Source organism: Nonomuraea sp. NPDC047897 (genome assembly GCF_043204415.1).
GTDB lineage: Bacteria > Actinomycetota > Actinomycetes > Streptosporangiales > Streptosporangiaceae > Nonomuraea.
Map to the genome: position 1 here is coordinate 37795 of NZ_JBIDCC010000019.1, position 22010 is coordinate 59804.

General features: G+C 71.7%; 17 protein-coding genes. 14 read left to right on the forward strand and 3 right to left on the reverse strand.

The features are described from left to right. Positions 1-709: 709 nt before the first annotated feature. The gene (locus tag ACGF0J_RS33290; RefSeq protein ID WP_393152353.1) at positions 710-1354 is read right to left on the reverse strand and encodes a GntR family transcriptional regulator; all 645 of its coding nucleotides are present in this window, start codon (positions 1352-1354) and stop codon (positions 710-712) included. Between the two features lie 99 nt (positions 1355-1453). Here ACGF0J_RS33290 and ACGF0J_RS33295 point away from each other — a divergent pair, with 99 nt between their 5' ends. From ACGF0J_RS33295 to ACGF0J_RS33335, 9 genes are read left to right on the forward strand one after another with little or no spacing between them, the layout of a single operon-like run. After that, positions 1454-3418 carry a beta-galactosidase gene (locus tag ACGF0J_RS33295; RefSeq protein ID WP_393152355.1) on the forward strand — a complete coding sequence of 655 codons (1965 nt, stop codon included), beginning with the start codon at positions 1454-1456 and terminating at the stop codon, positions 3416-3418. Then, a complete protein-coding gene (gene gcvPA / locus ACGF0J_RS33300; protein WP_393152357.1) occupies positions 3415-4740 on the forward strand; it encodes an aminomethyl-transferring glycine dehydrogenase subunit GcvPA in 1326 nt (441 codons plus the stop codon). The genes ACGF0J_RS33295 and gcvPA overlap by 4 nt, the downstream gene beginning before the upstream one ends. Next, a complete protein-coding gene (gene gcvPB / locus ACGF0J_RS33305) occupies positions 4737-6278 on the forward strand; it encodes an aminomethyl-transferring glycine dehydrogenase subunit GcvPB (RefSeq protein WP_393152359.1) in 1542 nt (513 codons plus the stop codon). The genes gcvPA and gcvPB overlap by 4 nt, the downstream gene beginning before the upstream one ends. Then, complete coding sequence (locus ACGF0J_RS33310; RefSeq protein WP_393152361.1) at positions 6275-7528, forward strand: ATP-NAD kinase family protein; 1254 nt, start codon at positions 6275-6277, stop codon at positions 7526-7528. The genes gcvPB and ACGF0J_RS33310 overlap by 4 nt, the downstream gene beginning before the upstream one ends. Continuing rightward, positions 7525-8289, forward strand: coding sequence for an SDR family NAD(P)-dependent oxidoreductase (locus ACGF0J_RS33315; RefSeq protein WP_393152363.1), 765 nt, complete (start codon positions 7525-7527; stop codon positions 8287-8289). Before ACGF0J_RS33310 ends, ACGF0J_RS33315 begins: the two co-directional genes overlap by 4 nt. Positions 8290-8331: 42 nt before the next feature. Then, complete coding sequence (locus ACGF0J_RS33320; protein WP_393152365.1) at positions 8332-9612, forward strand: ABC transporter substrate-binding protein; 1281 nt, start codon at positions 8332-8334, stop codon at positions 9610-9612. A gap of 2 nt (positions 9613-9614) precedes the next feature. Then, positions 9615-10553 (forward strand): carbohydrate ABC transporter permease, encoded by a 939-nt coding sequence (locus ACGF0J_RS33325; RefSeq protein ID WP_393152366.1) that lies wholly within the window; start codon positions 9615-9617, stop codon positions 10551-10553. A gap of 11 nt (positions 10554-10564) precedes the next feature. After that, on the forward strand, positions 10565-11386 hold the full coding sequence (locus ACGF0J_RS33330; protein ID WP_393152367.1) for a carbohydrate ABC transporter permease: 822 nt from the start codon (positions 10565-10567) through the stop codon (positions 11384-11386). Next, a complete protein-coding gene (locus tag ACGF0J_RS33335; RefSeq protein ID WP_393152369.1) occupies positions 11383-13059 on the forward strand; it encodes an amylo-alpha-1,6-glucosidase in 1677 nt (558 codons plus the stop codon). The genes ACGF0J_RS33330 and ACGF0J_RS33335 overlap by 4 nt, the downstream gene beginning before the upstream one ends. 14 nt (positions 13060-13073) lie before the next feature. Here the strand turns inward: ACGF0J_RS33335 and ACGF0J_RS33340 are convergent, their stop codons facing one another. Next, on the reverse strand, positions 13074-13895 hold the full coding sequence (locus ACGF0J_RS33340; RefSeq protein ID WP_393152519.1) for a spermidine synthase: 822 nt from the start codon (positions 13893-13895) through the stop codon (positions 13074-13076). Between the two features lie 49 nt (positions 13896-13944). On the opposite strand from ACGF0J_RS33340, the gene ACGF0J_RS33345 reads away from it, so the two are divergent. The 4 genes from ACGF0J_RS33345 to lat all read left to right on the forward strand — a co-directional run bounded on the left by ACGF0J_RS33345 (position 13945) and on the right by lat (position 18143). Continuing rightward, positions 13945-15480, forward strand: coding sequence for a penicillin-binding transpeptidase domain-containing protein (locus ACGF0J_RS33345; protein ID WP_393152371.1), 1536 nt, complete (start codon positions 13945-13947; stop codon positions 15478-15480). Positions 15481-15540: 60 nt separating this feature from the next. Continuing rightward, positions 15541-16188 carry a hemolysin III family protein gene (locus ACGF0J_RS33350; RefSeq protein ID WP_393152373.1) on the forward strand — a complete coding sequence of 216 codons (648 nt, stop codon included), beginning with the start codon at positions 15541-15543 and terminating at the stop codon, positions 16186-16188. A 75-nt stretch (positions 16189-16263) separates the two neighbouring features. Then, entirely contained in the window at positions 16264-16797 is a 534-nt protein-coding gene (locus tag ACGF0J_RS33355; RefSeq protein WP_393152375.1) for an HdeD family acid-resistance protein, read from the forward strand. A 74-nt stretch (positions 16798-16871) separates the two neighbouring features. Then, the gene (gene lat / locus ACGF0J_RS33360) at positions 16872-18143 is read left to right on the forward strand and encodes an L-lysine 6-transaminase (protein WP_393152377.1); all 1272 of its coding nucleotides are present in this window, start codon (positions 16872-16874) and stop codon (positions 18141-18143) included. Positions 18144-18243: 100 nt separating this feature from the next. Here lat and ACGF0J_RS33365 read toward each other — a convergent pair whose 3' ends face one another. Continuing rightward, the gene (locus ACGF0J_RS33365; RefSeq protein WP_393152379.1) at positions 18244-19503 is read right to left on the reverse strand and encodes a nucleotide sugar dehydrogenase; all 1260 of its coding nucleotides are present in this window, start codon (positions 19501-19503) and stop codon (positions 18244-18246) included. 391 nt (positions 19504-19894) lie between these two features. Between ACGF0J_RS33365 and ACGF0J_RS33370 the strand changes: the two genes are divergently transcribed. Next, complete coding sequence (locus tag ACGF0J_RS33370; RefSeq protein ID WP_393152381.1) at positions 19895-21955, forward strand: DUF4082 domain-containing protein; 2061 nt, start codon at positions 19895-19897, stop codon at positions 21953-21955. Positions 21956-22010: the final 55 nt, after the last annotated feature.

Here is a 22010-nt window from a genome sequence, read left to right on the forward strand (position 1 = left end):
GCCGAATAGGGTTCGCGTGCTGTTTGCGCTGCGAAAGAGGTGCGTACGTGCCGAGCCCGGTCGCGAGGCACGATCAAGATCGATGGGACTATCTCACGCGATCTTCAGGAGGGTCAAGATCTTGTTCTGACCGTCGACGGGGCGGGGAGAACGCCCACTGGCCGACGCGGCGAGCGGCCAGGCGCCTGCCGGTGTTCAGGTATTCGGCCCCCCCTTCCGGACATTTTTCAAGGGGGTCGTCGGAGCATTTCTTCTAGCGCCCGAAGGCCGTCGCGGATCTGGTCCACGGCGCGTCCGGCCCGGGGCCGGCCATGGAAAGTCAAGGGGGCTTCATGGCGATCCGACCGAACGGGGCGGAGATCCGGGACGACGTTTCGGCCCGGTGTCCGGTGATGTCCGGAATGTCGGCAGGGCGCGGGACGCTGTGCTCGGTGACCTGCCACGACCCCTGGCGCTTCCGGCCGTTGGATGAAGCGGGAAAAGCCTCACGGAGATTCGCCCGGAATGGCGCGCCGGACGGTTGCGCGGACATTCTCCGGGCCGCCGGCGTCTCGCACCCGGATCATCCGGCGGCAATCCGTTCCCTGGACATCACGCCGGACTCGCACACGTCGAGAAACCACTCAGGTTTTCTCGCGATCCCTTCCAGGACGTGTCCTCGGCCACGGATCGACGAGGTTCGCCGGCGACCCGCCGTCTCCTGGGGCCGTCAGGACGTGGGGATGCGGGACATCATCCGCTCCATGCCGTTGACCCAGTTGTCGCGCAGCGCCTGACCGGCGCCGGCCAGGTCGCCGCTCATGAGCAGCTCGGCCACCCGGCAGTGCTCGGCGGCCTCCCGTTCGAGCGGCGTCTCGTCGCCGGCGACCAGGTGGGCGTAGCGGCGCAGCCCCGCCTTGACGCTGGTGACGAGGTCGAGCAGCCGCTCGTTGCGGCAGCCGCTCAGCAGCAGGTCGTGCCACTCGTCGTCGTGGCGCTCTATCACCTGCTGCTCGGCGATCCGGTCGGGGAAGTCGCGGGCCAGCCGGAGCAGCTCCGGCGCGATCTCGCGCAGGTAGGCGGGGTCGGAGCAGTCGAGCGCCAGCGACTCAAGGCCCGCGACGATCTCGCACAGCTCCCGGAACTCCTTCCGGCTCACCGGCGCGAACCGGAATCCCCGGCCCTGGTTGCTCTGCAGCACCCCTTCGCCCGCCAGCGTGATCAGCGCCTCGCGCAGTGGGGTGCGGCTGACGCCCAGCTCGGCCGCCAGCGCGGCCTCGTTGATGTCGGTGCCGGCGGCGAACTCCCCCCGATCGAGCCGGCTCAGCAGCTCTTCCCGGATCTGCTCGCGTAGCGGTCGCCGGTCGATCGGCATGACGCCTCCGGTTTCGGTCGGGCCACAACGTGGCTCTTGACGTGGTTCAAAATACTGCACTATGAATTCTGAATACAAAACATACCGGAGGGAGTGAGTGTGAGCCTGACCCGAGTGCCCGGGTTGCTGTTCGGCGGCGACTACAACCCCGAGCAGTGGCCGGAGGAGGTCTGGGCCGAGGACGTCCGGCTCATGGCCGAGGCCGGGGTCACCATGGCCACCGTCGCCGTGTTCGCCTGGTCCCGCCTGGAGCCCGCGCCCGGCGCGTACGACTTCTCCTGGCTCGACCGCGTCCTCGACCTGCTGCACGAGCACGGGGTGGCCGCCGACCTGGCCACCGCCACCGCCACCCCGCCGCCGTGGCTGGTCCGCGACCACCCCGAGGTCATGCCGGTGGACGCCGCGGGCGTGCGGCTGGAGTTCGGCTCCCGCCAGGGCTACTGCCCCAGCTCGCCAGTCTTCCGCGAGCACGCCGTACGGCTGGCGACCGCCCTGGCCACCCGCTACGGCGGACACCCGGCGCTGGCGATGTGGCACGTCGGAAACGAGTACGCCGACCACACCCTGGAGTGCTTCTGCCCCGAGTCGGCCCGGCACTTCCGCGCCTGGCTGCGCGCCCGCCACGGCACCGTCGACGCGCTCAACACCGCCTGGGGCACCTCCTGCTGGGGCCAGCACTACACCTCATTCGACCAGGTGGAGCCGCCGCGCAAGGCGCCCGGACCGGTCAACCCCGGCCAGCTCCTCGACTGGCGGCGCTTCTGCAGCGACGCCCTGCTGGAGCTGTTCGCCGCCGAGCGCGACGCGCTGCGCGAGCTCACCCCCGACGTCCCCGTCACCACGAACTTCATGAGCCTGCTGCACGGCCTCGACTACTGGGCGTGGGCGGCGGAAGAGGACCTGGTGAGCGACGACGCCTACCCCGACCCGGCCGACCCCGGCTCGCACGTCGCCGTCGCGCTCAGCTACGACCTCATGCGCTCGCTCAGGCAGCGGCCGTGGCTGCTGCTGGAGTCGGCGCCGTCGGCGGTGTCGTGGCGCGAGGTCAACGTCCCCAAGCCGCCCGGCATGATGCGCCTGCACAGCCTCCAGGCGGTCGCCCACGGCGCCGACGGAGTGATGTTCTTCCAGTGGCGCCAGGCCAGGTACGGCCCGGAGAAGTTCCACTCCGCCCTGCTGCCGCACGGCGGCGTCCACACCCGCGGCTGGCAGGACACGCTGCGGCTCGGCGCCGACCTGCGGCGGCTGGCGGAGGTGGCGGACGCCGCCACGGAGGCCGAGGTGGCACTCGTCCTCGGCTGGGAGAGCTGGTGGGGCCTGGAGGCGCCGGAGTCGATGCCGTCCAACCGGCTCCGGCTCAAGGACCTGCTGCTCGCCTGGTACGCCCCGCTGCACGCCCGCGGGATCGCCGTGGACCTGGCGCCACCGGACCGCGACCTGTCGGCCTACCGCGTGGTCATCGTCCCGAACCTCTACCTGTGCACGGCCGGGCAGGCCGAGGCCCTCGCCGCCGTCACCGGGGAACTCGTCGTCGGCCCGTTCAGCGGGGTCGTGGACGAGGCGGACCAGGTCCACCCCGGAGGCGCCCCCGGCCCGCTGCGCGACCTGCTCGGCGTCGCGGTGGACGAGTTCTGGCCGCTGCCCGACGGCGCCGTCCAGCGCGTGCGCCACGCCGACGGCCCCGCCGGCCGGGCCCGGACCTGGGCCGAGTGGCTGCGCCCGGACGACGGCACGGCGGTGCTGGCCCGCTACGAGGGCGGCGACCTCGACGGGCTGCCCGCCGTCACCCGCAAAGGCCGCGCCACCTACGTGAGCTGCCTGCTCGACGACGTCACCCCCGTCCTCGACCAGGTGCTCGCCGGCGTCCGCGAGCTGCCCGTGCCCCCCGGGGTGGAGGCCGTCAGGCGGGGCCGGCACCTCTTCCTGCTCAACCACACCACCGACCAGCAGCGGGTCACCCTGCCGTACTCCGGCAGGGACCTGCTCACCGACACCGAGCTGCGCGGCACGGTCGGGCTCGCCCCGCGCGACGCCGTCGTGCTCAGGATCGAAGGAGACACGTGACCCACCCCTACATCCCGAACGCCGAACCACGCGTGCGGGCCGAGATGCTCGCCGCCGTCGGCGCGCGGAGCGTCGAGGAGTTCTACGCCGACATCCCGGCCGGGCTGCTCCTCGACCGCCCGCTGGACCTGCCGCCGGCCCTGCCGGCCGAGCAGGACCTGGTACGCCACATGAAGGGCCTGCTTGACCGGGTGACCGACACCGAGCAGGCGCTGAGCTTCCTCGGCCACGGCTGCTACCCGCACCACGTGCCGGCCGTCTGCGACGAGGTCAACTCCCGCAGCGAGTTCCTGACCGCGTACGCCGGGGAGCCGTACGAGGACCACGGCCGCTTCCAGGCGCTGTTCGAGTACGTCAGCATGATGGGCGAGCTGCTCGAGATGGACGTCGTCAACGTCCCGACCTACGACGGCTTCCAGGCGGCGGGCACCGCGCTGCGGATGGCCTGCCGGCACACCGGGCGGTCCAAGGTGCTGGTCAGCGCGGCCGTCAGCGCCGACAAGCTGAGCAAGCTGCGCGACTTCCTCGCCCCCGACATCGAGATCGTGCTCGCCCCGGCGGGCGAGGACGGCGAGATCGCCGTCCCGGCCTTCGACGCCGCCTTCGCCGCGATCTACCTGGAGACGCCCAACGTGTACGGCGTCGTGGAGACCCGCGGGCGGGAGCTGGCCGACATGGCCCACGCCCACGGCGCGCTGCTCGTCGTCGGCGCCGACCCGATCTCGCTCGGCGTGCTCGCCCCGCCCGCCGCCTACGGGGCCGACATCGCCTGCGGCGACATCCAGTCGCTCGGCATGCACCAGAGCTTCGGCGGCGGCCACGCCGGTTACATCGCCACCCACGACCACGAGCCGCTGGTCGCCGAGTTCCCCTCCCGGCTGTTCGGCATCGCGCCCACCAAGGTCCCCGGCGAGTACGGCTTCGGCGACGTCTTCTACGACCGCACCTCCTTCGCCCACCGCGAGGAGGGCAAGGAGTGGGTGGGCACCGCAGCCGCACTCTGGGGCATCACGGCCGGCGTCTACCTCGCGCTGCTGGGCCCGAACGGCCTGCGCGAGCTGGGCGAGACGATCCTCGCCCGCACCCGCTACGCCATGGACGCCCTCGCCCGGTCCGTCACCGTGCTGCACCCGGACGCGATCCACTTCCGCGAGTTCGCGATCGAGGTGCCCTCCAGCTCGGCGCTGCTCGACGCGCTGCGCGAGCGCGGCATCTACGGCGGCGTCCCGCTGGACGCCCGCACGGTGCTCGTCTGCGTGACCGAACGCCACTCCATCGCCGACATCGACCGTCTCGCCGCAGCCGTCCAGGAGGTGCTGTGAACACCGCGGAGTCCTTCGCCGAGCTCCCCGTCGCGCCGAAGCCGCCGCTGCGCCGCTTCCACCAGGCCCGCTGGGACGAACCGATCATCTTCGAGCTGTCCACGCCGGGCCGCCGCGGCCTCGCCGTCCCCGAACCCGGCGCAGCGCGCGTGGAACTGCCGGAGTCCGTGCGGCGCGCCGAGCCGCCCCGGCTGCCCGAGCTGGCGCAGCAGCTCGTGCTGCGCCACTACCTGCGCCTGTCGCAGGAGAACCTCGGGGCCGACCTCAACATCGACGTCGGCCAGGGCACCTGCACGATGAAGTACAGCCCCAAGGTCAACGACCAGTTCGCCGCCGCGATCGCCGAGGTGCACCCGCTGCAGCACGAGGACACCGTGCAGGGCGTCCTGGAGATCTACTGGCGGCTCGAACAGATGCTGGCCGAGATCTCCGGCATGTCCCGCGTCTCCCTCCAGCCGGGCTCCGGGTCGGCGGCCATCTACGCCAACATCGCCATGATCCGCGCCTACCACGCGGCCACCGGCGGCGCGGCCAGGGACCAGGTCATCACCACGATGTTCTCCCACCCGTCGAACGCGGCCTGCGCCAAGACCGCCGGCTACGAGGTCATCACCCTCATGCCGGACGCCGACGGCCTGCCGGACATCGAGGCGCTGCGCGCCGCCGTCGGCCCACGCACCGCCGCCCTCATGATCACCAACCCGGAGGACACCGGCATCTTCAACCCGCGCATCCAGGAGTTCGTCGACCTGGTGCACCAGGCGGGCGGCCTGGCCTGCTACGACCAGGCCAACGCCAACGGCATCCTCGGCATCACCCGCGCCCGCGACGCCGGGTTCGACCTGTGCCACTTCAACCTGCACAAGACCTTCTCCACCCCGCACTCCTGCGGGGGGCCGGCGGCCGGCGCCTGCGGCGTCTCGGCCGAACTGGCCCCGTTCCTGCCCGGCCCCGTCGTCGCCCGCGACGGCGACACCTACCGGCTGGAGACGCCGCCGCGCTCGATCGGCAAGATCCGGCCGTTCCTCGGCGTCACCCCGAACATCGTCCGGGCGTACGCCTGGATCATGGCCCTGGGCGCCGACGGCCTGCGCCAGGTGGCCGAGACCGCCGCGCTGAACAACAACTACCTCATGCACAAGGTCCTGCAGATCAGCGGCGCGTCCGCGCCCTGGGGCAGGCGGCGCATCGAGCAGGCGCGCTACTCCTGGCAGGAGCTGTCGGAGGAGACCGGGGTGCACTCCGAGGAGATCGGCGTCCGGGCGGCCGACTTCGGCGTGCACTACTGGACCAGCCACCACCCGTACCTGGTGCCGGAGCCCTTCACCCTGGAGCCCACGGAGTCGTACTCCAAGGAGGACCTGGACGAGTACGCCGCCATCCTGGCCCACGTGGCCGAGGAGGCCCGCCGGGACCCGGAGTTCGTCAAGGGCGCGCCGTACAACCAGACCATCCACAAGATCGACCCGACGCCGCTCGACGACCCGAAGGCGTGGGCGCCCACCTGGCGCGCCTACGTCCGCAAGCACCGCCCATGACCGGGCGGGCTGCGGCGCCGCCTCCCGGGGTGGTCGGGCTGGTCGTGAACCCGGTCGCCGGGCTGGGCGGCCCGGCGGGACTCAAGGGCAGCGACGGCGCCGGCACCCAGCGCGCGGCGCTGGCCCGGGGCGCGACGCCGCGGGCGGGGGAGCGGGCGGCGCGGGCCGTCCGCACCCTGCTCGCCCGTCGCCCCGGCACGCGGCTGCTCACGGTGCCCGGCCCCATGGGCGAGGACAGCGTGCGCGCCCATGAGGCCGCGTACGACCTGGTGCCGGGCGAGCGGGTGAGCGGGCCGCCGGACAGGCCGGCCGGGCGGGCGGCGGGCGGAACGGCGAGTGACGCGTCCGGCGGGGTGGCCGGTGGGACGACGGCGCGGGACACGCGCCGGGCGGTGGCCGCGCTCGCCGACGTGGACCTGCTGCTGTTCGCCGGAGGCGACGGGACGGCCCGGGACGTGCTCGACGCGATCCGGGAACTCGGCGACCGGGCCCCGGCCGTGCTCGGCATCCCGGCCGGGGTAAAGGTCTACTCGGGCTGCTTCGCCGTCGGACCGGCCGCCGCCGGGTTCCTCGCCGCCGACTTCCTGCACGGGCGGGCGCAGGCCGCCGGCGGGCGGACGGTGGAGGCCGAGGTGGTCGATCTCGACGAGGAGGCCTACCGGCGCGGACTGGTGAGCCCCCGGCTGTACGGGAGCCTGCGCGTCCCCGCCGCCCCGGTCGCCCTGTCCGGGCGCAAGGCCGGCTCGTCCGGCACGGCGCCCGGCACGGTCGACGGGATCGCGCGGGAGGTCGTGGCGCGGATGCGGCCCGGCGTCCGCTACGTCCTCGGGCCGGGCGCCACCACGCAGGCCGTCGGCCGCGCGCTCGGGCTCGCGACCACGCTGCTCGGCGTGGACGTGGCCGAGTTCGGCGACCCGCACCGGCTGGTGGCCGCGGACGTCTCGGAAGCGGAGCTGTACGACCTGGTCACGGGCACGGAGGCGGTGGCCGTACTGTCGGTCATCGGCGGGCAGGGGTTCGTGCTCGGCCGCGGCAACCAGCAGGTTTCCCCCCGCGTGCTGGACGCGCTGACCGGGATGCTCGTGCTGGCCACCCCGCACAAGCTGGCCGCGCTGGGCGGGCGGCCGCTGCTCGCCGACACCGGCGACGAGGAACTCGACAGCAAGCTCGGCGGACACGTCCAGGTGATCACCGGACACCGCGAGAGCACGATCTACCGCGTGCGCGCGGCAAGTGAGGAGTACGGATGAACACGCTCGCGGGCAAGGTCGCGATCGTCACGGGGGGCGCCTCGGGCATCGGCCGGGCCACCGCCCTGCTGTTCGCCCGGGAGGGCGCCCGGGTGGTCGTGGCCGACATCGACGGCGCGGCCGCCGAGGCGACGGCCGCGCAGGCCGCCGCGCAGGCCGCCCCGGCGGGCGGTGCCGTGGCGGTGCAGGGGGACGCGTCGCGGCCCGAGGACTGCGCGCGGATCGTGCGGGCGGCCGTCGACACGTTCGGCGGGCTGCACGTGCTGTTCAACAACGCGGGCATCATCCGGCGCACCACCGCGCTCGACCTCGACGTGGACGAGTGGGACCGGGTGATGGCGGTCAACGTCCGCTCCGTCTTCCTCATGTGCAAGTACGCCATCCCCGCCATGACGGAGGGCGGCTCCATCGTCAACACGGGCTCCGGGTGGGGTCTCAAGGGCGGCGGCAACGCGATCTCCTACTGCGCCTCCAAGGCCGCCGTGGTCAACATGACCCGGGCCCTCGCCATCGACCACGCCCGGGCCGGCATCCGGGTCAACTCCGTCAACCCCGGCGACACCGACACGCCCATGCTACGGGACGAGGCCCGCCAGCTCGGCGAGGACTGGGCCGCCTTCGCGAGCGACGCCGCCGACCGGCCGATGGGCCGGGCCGGGACGCCGGACGAGATCGCCCAGGCGGTCCTGTTCCTGGCCGGTGACGCCGCGAGCTACATCACCGGCTCCGCCCTCGTCGTCGACGGCGGCGGGCTCGCCTGACCCGCGCCTGCACCACCCCCCGCAAGAACCAAAGGAACCACCATGAAGCGTGCGCTAGCCATCCTCGGCGTCCTCACCCTCGCCACCACCGCCTGCAGCGGCAGCGGCGGCGGGAACGTTCCCGGAACGAGCGGCGGCCAGGTCACCGTCCGCTGGTCCACCTGGGGCTCGGCAGAGGACCTGAAGCTGTACGAGAAGTTCACCGAGGACTTCCACCGGCGGCACCCCGGCATCAGGCTCAAGCTGGAGTCCGTCGCGAAGTACGAGGACTACCACCCCAAGCTGCTCACCCAGCTCACCAGCAAGACGGCGCCCGACGTGTTCTTCGTGGGTGACGACAACATCGGCAAGTTCGTCTCCGCCGGCGTGCTCACCCCGCTCAACGACAAGCTGGCCGGGCCCGACTCGAAGAGCCGGCCCGAGGACTTCTTCGACGGCGTGTACGGCGGCGCCCGGCGGGACGGCCAGATCTACGGTGTCCCCAACGACACCAACCCCGAGGTCCTCTGGTTCGACAAGAAGGCCCTGAAGGCCGCCGGGATCACCGAGGACCCGGCCGCCCTCCACGAGGCCAAACAGTGGACGATGGCGAAATATCTGGACATGAACGCCAAGCTCAAGGCGGCGGGCAAGGCCGGATCGATCTTCTGGAACTGGTACGGCTCCACCTACTCGATGATCAACGGCTTCGGCGGCAAGGTGTGGGACGGCGGGAAGTTCGTCGCCACCACCGACCCCAAGTCGCTGGAGGCGCTGCGCACCCTCGCCAAGGGCTACCAGGACAAGACCTTCCTGAGCGCCGACATCCTGCCCAGCAGCAACGGCGCGAGCACCCAGTTCCTCAAGCACAAGGCCGGCTTCTACGCCGGCGGCCGCTGGGTGATCGACTCCCTGCGCAAGGGCGGCGAACTGGACGACTACGACATCGTGCCGTTCCCCTCGCAGACCGGCGAGCCGATGCCCGGCGCCGTCGCCGCCTCCTACCTGGCGATGAACAAGGAGACGAAGGTGCCGAAGGAGGCCTTCACCTTCCTCACCGAGTTCGTCGGCAAGGACGGGCAACTGCTGCGGCTCAAGGGCGGCGGCGCCGTGCCGTCCGTCAAGGGCGCCGAGCAGGTCGTCCTGGAAGACGGCTACCCCGCCCACGCGCAGACCTTCCTCGACGTGCGCGACACCGGCTTCGCGAACTACCCCGAGGAGGTCGCCGTGCCGGGCCTGACCGCCGCCATCAACGAGCACCTGATGACGGTGTGGACCGGGAAGGTGGACTTCGACCAGGGCATGGCGGAGCTGGCCCGGCTCGTCGAGAGCAAGCTGGGCTAGCCGTGGCCGTCCTCACCCGCCCCCGGCGGGACCCGCGGCCGGGCCTCGCCCGCCCGGCCGCGGGCGTGCGCAACCACGACGGCTGGTGGGCCGCGTTCTTCCTGACGCCCCAGCTCGCGGCGCTGGCCGTGTTCCTGCTCTTCCCGCTCGGGTTCGCGCTCGTGCTCGCGTTCATGCGGTGGGACGGGCTCGGCGCGACGGAGTGGGCCGGGCTGGACAACTTCGCCGCCCAGCTGTCCGACCCCGAGTTCGGGGTGGCGGTGTGGAACACGATCAAGCTCGCCCTGCTGACCGTGCCGTTCGGGCTCGCCCTCGCGCTGCTCATCGCGATCGCCCTCAACAGCGTCCGCGGCAGCGGCTTCTACCGGGTGCTGTACTTCATGCCGGTGGTCACCAGCTCGGTCGCGGTCGCGCTGATGTGGCAGGTCATCCTGGCCGGCGACGAGTACGGCGTGCTCAACACCTCGCTGGCCCGCTGGTTCGGCGTCGAGGCGCCCGACTGGCTCGGCGACCCCGGCTGGGTGATCGTGGCCATCGCGGTCGTGACGATCTGGTCGTCGCTCGGACTCAACGTGGTGATCTTCCTGGCCGGGCTGCAGACGATCCCGCCGCAGGTCGTGGAGGCCGCCCGGGTGGACGGCGCGAGCGGCCTGCGGGTCTTCCGCTCGGTCACGCTGCCCATGCTGTCGCCCACGATCTTCTTCTCCACGGTGGTCGCGGTGATCAGCTCGTTCCAGGCGTTCGACCAGATCTACGTGCTGGTGAACCCCGAGCACAACGAGGGGGCGCGCACGATCGTCTACCAGGTCTACGAGCTGGGGTTCAAGGACTTCCAGTTCGGCATGAGCAGCGCCGCCGCCCTGATCCTGCTGGCGCTGACGCTGCTCGTGACGCTCGTCCAGTTCGCCGCGCAGAAGCGCCTCGTCCACTACGACTCGTGAGGGGAGCCCCGATGCGACCCCGGCAGGTGGCCCTGCACGCCGCGCTCACCCTCGGCGGGCTGGCGATGCTGTTCCCCTTCGTCTGGATGCTGCTGACGTCCTTCAAGGGCGTGCGGCAGATGCTGAACAATCCGACCGACTGGCTGCCCGACCCGTGGCGCTGGGAGAACTATCCCGACGCCCTCGGGGCGATGCCGTTCGGCACCGCGTACTGGAACAGCTTCTACATCGCCGCGCTGACCGTCACGCTGACGCTGCTCACCTCGGCCATGGCCGCCTACGCCTTCGCGCGGATCAGGTTCAGGGGCTCGGAGGCGCTGTTCGTGCTGTTCCTGGCCACGCAGATGGTGCCGGCGCAGGTCACGATCGTGCCGCTCTACCTGATGCTGGCCGAGTTCGGCTGGATCGACTCGCACCTGTCGCTGATCCTGCCGGCCGTGGCCAACCCGTTCGCGGTGTTCCTGCTGCGCCAGTTCATCAGGGCGGTGCCGGTCGAGCTGGAGGAGGCGGCCAGGATGGACGGCGCCGGTCGCTGGCGGTGCTTCTGGAGCGTCGTGCTGCCGAACATCCGGCCCGGCCTCGGCGCGCTCGGCATCATCGCCTTCCTGACCTCCTGGAACTCCTTCTTCTTCCCGCTGATCTTCCTGAACTCCCCGGAGCTGGCGACCGTGCCGCTGCTGCTCAGCCAGTTCTCCGGGCACCGCTCGGCGGTCGACTACGGGCTCATCCTGGCCGCCTCCGCGATCGCGGTGGTGCCCACGCTGATCGCCTTCCTGATCGGCCAGCGGCGGATCATCAACTCGATGGCGGCCTCCGGACTGGGTGGGCGATGATGCTGGACCTGCGCGAACGACCGTTCACCGACCGCGGCTCGCGGCTGGTGGTGATGGCGGCTGACGACGGCTCCCTCCAGGTCGCGGCCGCCCGCTACGAGACCCCGCTCCGCGACACGACCCTGCTGACGGGCCTGCGGATCTTCGCCGACGGCCGGGAGCTCCCGGTGCGGCGTGCCCTGCCGGACCGCGTCGACTTCGCGGCCGGCGACACGGGTGGGGCGGCCGCCGGGCTGGGTGACGGGGTGTCCATGGCCTTCGCCGGCCCGGACGCGATCGTGCTCGTCGGCGCCGCCGCACGGGCCGTGTGGGACGGCGGCCAGGCCGACCTCGTCGGCTGCCTCGTGCTGGTGGGTCCCCCGACCGGCGTGGACACCCCGACCGGCGTGGACACCCCGACCGGCGTGGACACCCCGACCGCCGGGCGCCCCCCGTACGTCGTCGGGCCTGGCGGGCCGCGGCCCGACGGGCCGGCGGTGCTGCGGGCGGCCGAAGCGCGCTGGCGCGACTGGTTCGCCCGGATGCCCGCGGTCCCCGCCGACCTGCGGGAACGCGCCGAACAGGCGTGGTGGACACTCGCCGTCAACCTGGTGACCATCCGGGGCCGCGAGTCGCTCATCCCGTCCAAGTACGGCTACGTCGGTCTGTGGAACTGGGACTCCTACTTCCACGCGATCGCCCTCCGGCACGCCGACCCGGCGCTGGCCAGGGAGCAGATCCGCATCCTCCTCGACCACCAGCGCCCGGACGGCCTGATCCCCGACGTGGTGCACGACCACGGGTCGCTCGCCGAGACCACCGACCTGCCCCGCTCCGACCTGGCCCGGCTGGCCCAGCACGTGGGCGGCGAGCCGGTCCGCGAGGTCGTGCCCGTCACCAAGCCGCCGCTCACCGCCTGGGCCGTCTGGAAGATCCACGAGGTGGACCCCGACCTGGACTTCCTGGCCGAGGTGTACGAACCGCTGGCCCGCTCACAGGCGTGGTGGTTCGCCCACTCCGACCCCGACGGCGACGGCCTGGCCGAATACCTCCACCCGTACTCCTCCGGCCTGGACGACAGCCCCGTCTGGGACGCCGGGCCGCGCGCCGAGCCGCCGGACCTCAACTCCTACCTCGCCCTGCAGTACGACCGGCTCGGCGACATCGCCGCCGCGCTCGGCCAGGACCCCGCCGTCCGGCGGGCCGAGGCGGGCGCGCTGGTGGACCTCATGGTGGCGCGCCGGTGGACCGGCAGCCGGTTCGTCACCCTGGTCGGCGGCCGGGAGACGGACGTGCGCACCCCGCTGGAGCTGCTGCCGCTGCTGACCGGGCGGCTGCCGGCCGGCATCGCCGACCGGCTCGTCGCCGACCTGCGCTCGCCCAGCTTCTGGGGCGAGCGGCCGGTGCCGACGGTCGCGTTCGACGACCCCCGCTTCGACCCCGACGCCATGTGGCGGGGCCCGGTCTGGCTGAACGTCAACTACCTGCTGATCGACGGCCTGCGCCGGTCCGGCCACGGGGAGACCGCCCGCGAGCTGCGTGACCGCACCCTGGCGATGGTGCGCGACGGCGGCGGCCTGTACGAGTACTGGAACCCGCTGACCGGCCGCCGGGCGGGCCGGGCGACGAGCGGCTTCGGCTGGTCGGCCGCCCTCTTCGTGGACCTCGCCCACGACGCCTTCCTGCACCCCTGAATCCCGCGAACGGATCAGCCGAAGACCGCGGGCGGCGGGACGGGAGCGGAGATCGGCTCACCGTCCCGCATCGGCGCGGCGCCCGCGACGAACCTGGTCAGCTCCTCGCCGTGCAGGCAGCGCGCCTGGGTGAGGCCGCCGGCGGCGCGCCGCGTGAGCAGGTCCACCGGCAGCCCCGAACGTGAGGCGGCCACGATGAGGTTGCCGAACCGGCGGCCCCGCAGCACGCCCGGCTCCGCCAGCAGCGCCACGTCGCCGAACGTGCCGCGCACCGTGGCCACCAGTCGCCGGGCGAACGCGAGCCCCTTGCCGTCGGCCAGGTTGACCAGCAGCGTCCCCGCCGGGCGCAGCACCCGGGAGAGGTCGTTCAGGTATTCGGCCGTGGCCAGCTCGACAGGCATGGTCGCCCCCGCGAACGCGTCGAGCACGACCAGGTCGGCCGTGTCGTCCCACACCCTCGCGATCCCCTCGCGCCCGTCGAGCACCATGACCTTCAGCCGCGGCACCGAGCGCAGGGCGAGCTGCTCGCGGACCAGGTCGACGAGCAGGCCGTCGGGCTCGATCACGATGTGCCGCGAACCGGGCCGGGTCGTGGCGACGTAGCGGGGGATCGTGCAGGCCCCGCCGCCGACGTGGACGCAGCTCAACGGCCCGTCCGGGATGAGGTCGATCACGTCCGCCATCAGCCGTACGTACTCGAAGTCCAGGTATGTGGGGTCTTGTAGATCGACGTACGACTGAGGTACGCCATCTTTGGACAGCACCCAGCCGTCCTGCCGGTCCAGATCCCGGAGAAGCTCGATCTCGCCGAACGTCACCGGGTACAGGCCGGGCATCGGCTCCCGCTGTGCTCGTGCCACGCTGTTCCCTCCCAGGGAGAACCGTATGCGACGACGAAGGCTGATCGCGCTGGCCATCGCGGTGACGGCGATCATCGCAGCGTACGGCTTCGCGGTCGTCGCGGCCCAGCGCGTTCGGGGGAGTGCCGAGCAGGTCGCGGCGGCCTACTTCCGCGCCTGGCGCGCGGCGGACGTGCGGGGGATGGCCGGCCTGGTGCACCGGCCGCCGCCCGACTTCGTCAGCCGCCATGTCGAGTTCAGCGAGAGGCTGCGTGTCGAGGCCATCGAGCTGCGGCCGGGCCCGGTCCGCGGCACCGGCGGGGAGACGGCGGAGGTGGCGTTCACCGGTGTCCGGCGGCTGCGCGACCTCGGGCCGTGGCCGTTCGCCGCGACGCTGCGCCTCGGTGTGCGGGAGCGGGAGTGGAGGGTGCTGTGGACGCCCGAGACGCTGCACCCGCTGCTGAAGGACGGCGGCACCCTGGACCTGGCCGCGTTCGAGGGACCTCCGGCCGCGCTGGTCACCCGCGAGGGCGAGCCGATCCCGCGCAACAGCTACGCCGACGCCTACCTCGACCGGCTCAGGGCGGAGTTCGAGCCGGCCGGGGAGGGCGTGGCGCTGGTCGCCGCGGTGCCCGGAGGGGCCGAGCGGCGGCTGCTGGCGGTGGAGCCCGAGCCGGACACCCGGCGCACCACCCTGTCGCGGCCGGTGCAGGCGGCCGCCGCGCGGGCGCTGGACGGCGTGGAGGACGCCGCCATCGTCGCGGTACGGCCCGGCACCGGCGAGGTGCTGGCGGTGGCCGACCGGTTACGGGCCGGCCACAGCGCCTTCCACGACCTCTTCCCGCCGGGTTCCACGTTCAAGACGATCACTGCGGCGGCGCTGCTGGAGGCCGGGCTCGACCCGGCGGCGGAGGTGAGCTGCCCCGCCGCGTACACGATCCCCTTCCACCGGTCCTTCACCAACGCGGGCGCGTCCGACCGCGGCGCCCTGTCGTTCGCCGACGCCTTCGCCCACTCCTGCAACACCACGTTCGTGCGGGAGGCCGTCGCCCGGCTGGACGAGGAGGACCTGCGCGAGACGGCCGAGGAGTGGGGTTTCCACCGGACCCTGCCGACCGGGGTGGGCGGCAGGTGCGGAGCGCTGGAGGACCCGGCGGGCCTGGACTGGTTCGGCGCGAACGCCATCGGTCAGGGTTCGGTCGTGGCCAGCCCGCTGTGCATGGCCGCGGTCGCGGCGGCGGTCAGCGACGGCACGTGGCGCCCGCCGCGGCTGCTGGCGGCCGACGAGGTGCGCCGGGTGGAGGGCTTCCCGCCGCTGGAGCCGGTGACCCTGGACGCCGGGGTCGTCGCCGCGCTGCGCGACATGATGGCGGCGGTCGTGGACCACGGGACGGCGAGCGGGGCGGGCCTGCCCCGAGGTGTCTCCGGCAAGACGGGGACGGCCGAGACGGAGGGCGGGCCGGATCACGGCTGGTTCATCGGGTATCGCGACGACGTGGCCTTCTGCGTCTTCGTGCGGCACGGCGGTTCCGGCCGGTCGGCCGCCCTGCCGATCAGCGCCCGCTTCGTCAACGGACTCTGACCTTGGGCGGGACGGGTGCGCGGTCCCCCGGATGACGTAACCTACGGTACCGTAGGTTTCATGACGGCCATCACCGCGAAGCCCCTCCTCCGTGGCTGGTTGCACACCGGAGCGCTGCCCGTGACGCTCGTCGCCGGGTTCGTGCTCGTGGCGCTCGGACCCACCCTCCAGGCCCGGATCGCCTCGGCGATCTACGCCGTGACCTCGGCCCTGCTCTTCGGCATCTCGGCCACCTACCATCGCGGCCGGCTGGGCCCTCGGCTGGCCGAGGTGCTGCGCCGGTTCGACCACGCCAACATCTATCTGATCATCGCGGGCACCTACACCCCGTTCGCGCTGCTCGCCCTGGACGGGGTGGCCCGGGTGGCCGTGCTGGCCGTCACCTGGGGCGGCGCCCTGGCCGGCGTGGTGTTCCGGTTGTGCTGGATGAACGCGCCGCGCTGGCTCTACACGGTCCTCTACCTGGCCCTCGGCTGGGCGGCGATCTTCGTCATGCCCCAGCTCCTGGCGGGCGCGGGCGTGGCGGCCGTCGTCTTGGTGGCCGTCGGCGGCGTCTTCTACAGCGCCGGAGCCGTGGTCTACGGCCTGCGCCGTCCCGACCCCTCGCCCCGCTGGTTCGGCTTCCACGAGGTGTTCCACGCGTTCACCCTCGCCGCCTACCTGGTGCAGTACGTCGCGGTCTCGATCGTCGTCTACTCCACTTCCTGAGAGGCCTGGAGCAGGTCGCGGAGTTTTGACCGGTCTATGGGCTGCTTTCGGGATCTTTCTGGAAAGCAGCCCAGTATGGAACAACTCGCACGAGTCTGGTGGATGGTCCTGATCCGCGGCATCGCCGCGATCATCTTCGGCATCCTCGCGCTCATCTGGCCCGCGATCACGCTCCTCGTGCTCGTGATCTTCTTCGGCGCGTACGCCCTGGTGAACGGCTTTTTCACGCTGTTCTCCGGCTTCCGGCACGACGCCAAGTCCCGCGCCTGGCTGATCTTCTCCGGGATCATCAGCATCCTCGCGGGCATCGTGGCGCTGGTCTGGCCCGGCATCACGTCGCTGGCACTGCTCTACGTCGTGGCGTTCTGGGCCATCTTCACCGGCGTCTCGGAGATCGTGGCCGGCATCCAGATGCGCAAGGTCATCGAGAACGAGTGGGCGCTCATCCTGGGCGGGGCGCTGTCGGTCATCTTCGGCATCCTGTTGCTGGTCTGGCCGGGCGCGGGCCTGCTCACGCTCGTCTGGCTGGTCGGCGTCTTCGCCATCCTGTACGGCCTGGCCACGGTCTTCCTGTCATTCAGGATAAAAAAGCTCGCGCCCCAGCACTAGATTCCGGAAATTTTCCGGATGAAAGCCGGTTAGTGTGGGGAACGTATGCCGTGTCTGCTCAACGTGGAGGACACATGGACGTACACGCCCGCCTCGCCCGGCATCTGCTCGTCGACGGCTACCGGCTCGTGCTCGACCTGGAGCGCAGCCAGGGGTCCTGGCTCGTCGACGCCCGTGACGGCCGCCGCTACCTCGACTTCTACACGTTCTTCGCCTCCGCCCCCCTCGGCGTGAACCCGCCCTTCTCCCCGCAGACCGCCGAGCTGCTCGGCCGGGTCGCGCGCAACAAGCCCGCCAACCCCGACATGTACACCGAGCACCTCGCCGACTTCGTCGAGACTTTCACCCGCGTGCTCGGCGACCCGGACCTGCCCCACCTGTTCTTCGTGGAGGGCGGCGCGCTGGCCGTGGAGAACGCGTTGAAGACGGCGTTCGACTGGAAGAGCCGCCGCAACGAGGCGGCCGGCCGCTCGCCCGACCTCGGCACCCGCGTCATGCACCTGACCCGCGCCTTCCACGGCCGCAGCGGCTACACGCTCAGCCTCACCAACACCGAGCCCGGCAAGACCGACCGCTTCCCCAAGTTCGACTGGCCGCGCATCGACGTGCCCGCCGTCCACCTCGGCGACGTCGAGGCAGCCGAGGCCCGCGCGCTGGCGCAGGCGCGGGAGGCGTTCGAGCGCCACCCGCACGACATCGCCTGCTTCATCGCCGAGCCCATCCAGGGCGAGGGCGGCGACAACCACATGCGGCCCGAGTTCCTGCAGGCCATGCAGCGCCTGTGCCACGAGCACGACGCGCTGTTCGTGCTGGACGAGGTGCAGACGGGCGGCGGCACGACCGGCACCCCGTGGGCCTACCAGCAGCTCGGCCTGGCGCCCGACATTGTCGCTTTCGCCAAGAAGGTGCAGGTCGGCGGCATCATGGCAGGCCGCAGGGTGGACCTGGTGCCCGACAACGTCTTCCAGGTCAGCGGCCGGATCAACTCGACCTGGGGCGGCGGCCTGGTGGACATGGTCCGCTCGCGCGCCCTGCTGGAGATCATCGAGGGCGACCGCCTCATCCGGCGCGCCGCCGTGCTCGGCGAGCACCTGGTCGAGCGGCTCACCAAGCTGCAGGCCGAACGGCCCGACGCCGTGTCGGGCGTACGCGGTCGCGGTCTGATGTGCGCCTTCGACCTGCCCGACCGCGCCGCCCGCGACACCTTCGTCACCCGGCTGCGGGAGGAGCGCGGCGTCCTGGTGCTGGCCTGCGGCCCCCGCTCGGTCCGGCTGCGCCCGGCGCTCAACATCACCGACGACGACGTCGACCACGGCCTCACCGCCATCGCGGCGGGGCTCGGCTGAACGGCGGGCTCGGCTGAACGGCGGGCTCGGCTGAACGGGGCTCGGCTGAACACGCGGCGGGCCCTCCGGGAGCTCCCGGAGGGCCCATCGGGCGCGACGGTCAGATCAGCTCGACGTTCGGTCCCCGGCAGCGGTTGCGCGTGTCGAAGACGTACGGGCTGGCCTCCTCGACGAGCCGGTAGTCGAAGCGGTCGTGGTCGGTGAGCACCACCACGGCGTCCGCCTCGGCCAGCTCCCGGCGCGTCACCTCGATGATCTCGACGCCGGCGGGCAGCGGGTAGTCCTCCACGTGGGGGTCGGCGGCCCGCACCCGCGCGCCGAGCTTGTGCAGCGACCTGACCACCTCGATGGCGGGCGACTCGCGGCAGTCGCCGGCGTTCTTCTTGTAGGCCAGGCCCAGGGTGACCACCCGGCTGCCGTTGATCGGCTTCCCCCGCCGGTTGAGCGCGAGGACCAGCCGGTGGACGACGTGGTCGGGCATGTGGTCGTTGATGTCGTTGGCCAGCTCCACGAACCGGAAGTTGTGCCCCAGGCTCCGCTTGACCTTCCACGACAGGTAGGACGGGTCGATCGGCAGGCAGTGCCCGCCGACCCCGGGCCCGGGCGTGAACCGCATGAACCCGAACGGCTTGGTCGAGGCCGCGTCGATGGCCTCCCACACGTCGATCCCGAGCTGCCCGGCGAACATGGACAGCTCGTTGACCAGGGCGATGTTGACGTGCCTGAAGGTGTTCTCAAGGAGCTTGCACAGCTCCGCCACCTGCAGTGAGGAGACCGGCACGACATGGTCGACGACCTGCTCGTAGAAGGCGCGGATCCGCCGCAGCGACGCCTCGTCGAGGCCCGAGACCACCTTCGGGGTGTTCTCCAGCCGCCACACGGGGTTGCCCGGGTCGATCCGCTCGGGGCTGTAGCCGAGCAGGAAGTCCTCCGGCGCGCGCAGCCCGGACCCTTCCTCCAGGATCGGCAGCAGGTACTCCTCGGTGGTGCCGGGATAGGTGGTGGACTCCAGGACCACCGTGGCGCCGGGCCGCAGCAGCGGTGCGACGCACTGCCCCGCCGAGGCGATGTGCCGGAGGTCGGGGGCGCCCTCGCACAAGGGTGTCGGCACGGTGATGACGCACACGTCGAAGCCGGCGGCGTCGGCGTAGTCGGTGCTCGCGAGGTAGCGGCCGTGGCGCAGGGCGGCCGCCACCTGCTCGTCGCCGATGTCCTCGACGAACGACTCGCCGGCGTTGAGCCGCTTGACGCGCCACTCGTCGACGTCGATCCCCACGACGTCGAACCCGGCCTCGACCGCGCGCATCGCCAGCGGCAGGCCGACGTAGCCCTGGCCGACGACCACCAGTTTCTCTCCCATATCTGGACCCCCGTCACTTCGAGATGAGATATCACCTGACTGTAGGAGCCCATCCTTCGCGGAACGCCGATTCGGCGACTGTCTCGGCGTGTCGCCGTTCACCGGAGATTCGGGACCTTTTTGGCGCTTCGGAGTAAGTATTGATGGAGAGCATTCCTGGGTAAAGTGCGGGCCAATAGCGCATGAGCCCCGGCTTTTGTTGATCATATATGCGTTTCGGTGGCCGTCGTTGCGCTGGTGGCGCCCTCCTGATGCCCTAGCGTCTTTCCCGTACGGCTCACGTTTCGCAAATAGCGTGACAAATGGCAAAAACCGGACGAGCGCCCGTGAACACCCCTCAACCCACCCGATCGCCCGGTCAACCTCACGATGAACTAAGGAGTTGTGGCGCATGTTCTCATCACATCGCGATGCGCCCGACCGGGCACCCGGCGCACATCATCGGCAGAACATCACAAAAGGGGTAAAAGCTGCCCGTCGTCGGTGGCGGCGGGCGCTGCTCGCCACCCTGCTCGCGGCGGGCACGCTCGTCGTGCCGGGCGGCGCGCTCGCCGCGCAGCCCGTCGACCTCGGCGACGCCGAGCCGTTCGCGGTCCTGGCCGGCACGTCCGTCACCAACACCAACCTGACCACGGTCACCGGCAACCTCGGCATCAGCCCCGGCAGCACGTTGACGGGCTTCCCGCCCGGCGTGGTCAACGGCACCAGGCACCTGGGCAACGCCACCGCGGCCGCCGCCATGGACGACGCCGAAGACGTCTACACCGAGCTCAGCGGGCGCGCGACCACCGCCACCATCGCCTCGCAACTGGGCGGCACCGTCAGAGGACCCGGCGTCTACGAGCCGACCGGCGGCTCGTTCGCCGTCAACGGCACGCTCACCCTCGACGCCCAGGGCGACCCCGACGCCGTCTTCGTCTTCCGCGCCCCCACGCTGTCCGTCGCCCAGACGGGCAACGTCGCGCTGGCGCGTGGGGCGCAGCCCGACAACATCTTCTGGCAGATCAGCGGCAACGCCAGCCTCGGCATGTGGGCCACGTTCCGCGGCACCGTGCTGGCGCAGGGCTCCGTCGCGGTGGCGTGGGGGGCCGACGTGGACGGGCGGCTGTTCTCCCTCGGCAGCTCGGTCAACATCACCGGCACCGACGGCACCCCGCACACCCGCATCTCCCTGCCGGACGACCCGCCGACCACCACGTCCCTGACCACGTCCCCCGACCCCTCCTGGAAGGGCGAGCCGGTCACCCTGACCGCCACGGTGCAGCCGGTGAGCGGCGACGTCGTCCCGTTCGGCGAGGTCGTGTTCAAGGACGGCTCGACGGTCCTCGGCTCCGCCTTCCACAGCAGCGAGGGGCCCGCGGTGTTCACCACCACGACGCTGCCCGGCGGGCAGCGCCAGCTCACCGCCGTCTATCTGGGAGGCGACACCTTCGACAACGAGGCGCTGATCCACTTCGCGCCCAGCACCTCGCCCACGGTCTCCCATACCGTGGAGGACAGCCTGTGGAACCGGCAGGCCACCCCCGCGGTCGTGTCGCAGCCCGACACGCAGGCCGTCACGCTCGGCGTGAAGTTCCGGGCGTCGACGAAGGGCACCGTCTCCGGCGTCCGGTTCTACAAGGGCCCGCAGAACACCGGCACCCATGTCGGCAGCCTGTGGAGCGCGGCCGGCGCCCTGCTGGCCAACGCGACCTTCACCGACGAGAGCGCCTCCGGCTGGCAGGAGGTGAGCTTCTCTCCGCCCGTCGAGATCCAGGCGAACACCACCTACGTCGCGTCCTACCACACGACCGTGGGACGCTACTCGATCACCCGTCCGTACTTCACGTCGGCCTTCACCAACGGACCGCTCACCGCGCCGTCGAGCGGCGCCGCCGGCGGCAACGGCGTCTACACCTACGGCGCCGCCAACGCCTTCCCGACGGAGACCTACCAGGCCACCAACTACTGGGTCGACGTCGTCTTCCAGCCGTCCGACAGCCTGTGGAACAAGGCGGCGACGCCGGCCGTGCAGTCCCACCCCGACAACCAGCCGATCACGGTGGGCACGAAGTTCGAGTCGTCGACGGCCGGCGCGGTGTACGGGGTCCGCTTCTACAAGGGCTCCCAAAACACCGGCACCCATGTCGCGAGCCTGTGGAGCGCCACCGGCACATTGCTGGCCAGCACGCCTTTCGTCCACGAGACGGCCACCGGCTGGCAGGAAGTGAACTTCCCGACCCCCGTCCCCGTCACCGCCGGCACCACCTACATAGCGGCCTACCACACGACCTCGGGGTTCTATTCGATAACCCGGCCCTATTTCACCTCGGCGTACGTCAACAGCCCGCTCACCGCTCCGGCGCATTCCGCCGGCGGCAACGGCGTCTACGCCTACGGCTCGTCGAGCGCCTTCCCGACGAGCAGTTTCCAGGCGACGAACTACTGGGTCGACGTCATATTCCGCCCATAAGACGACACGCGGGCCCGCCGGGTGGACAATGAATTCCTCCGGCGGGCCCGCCGTG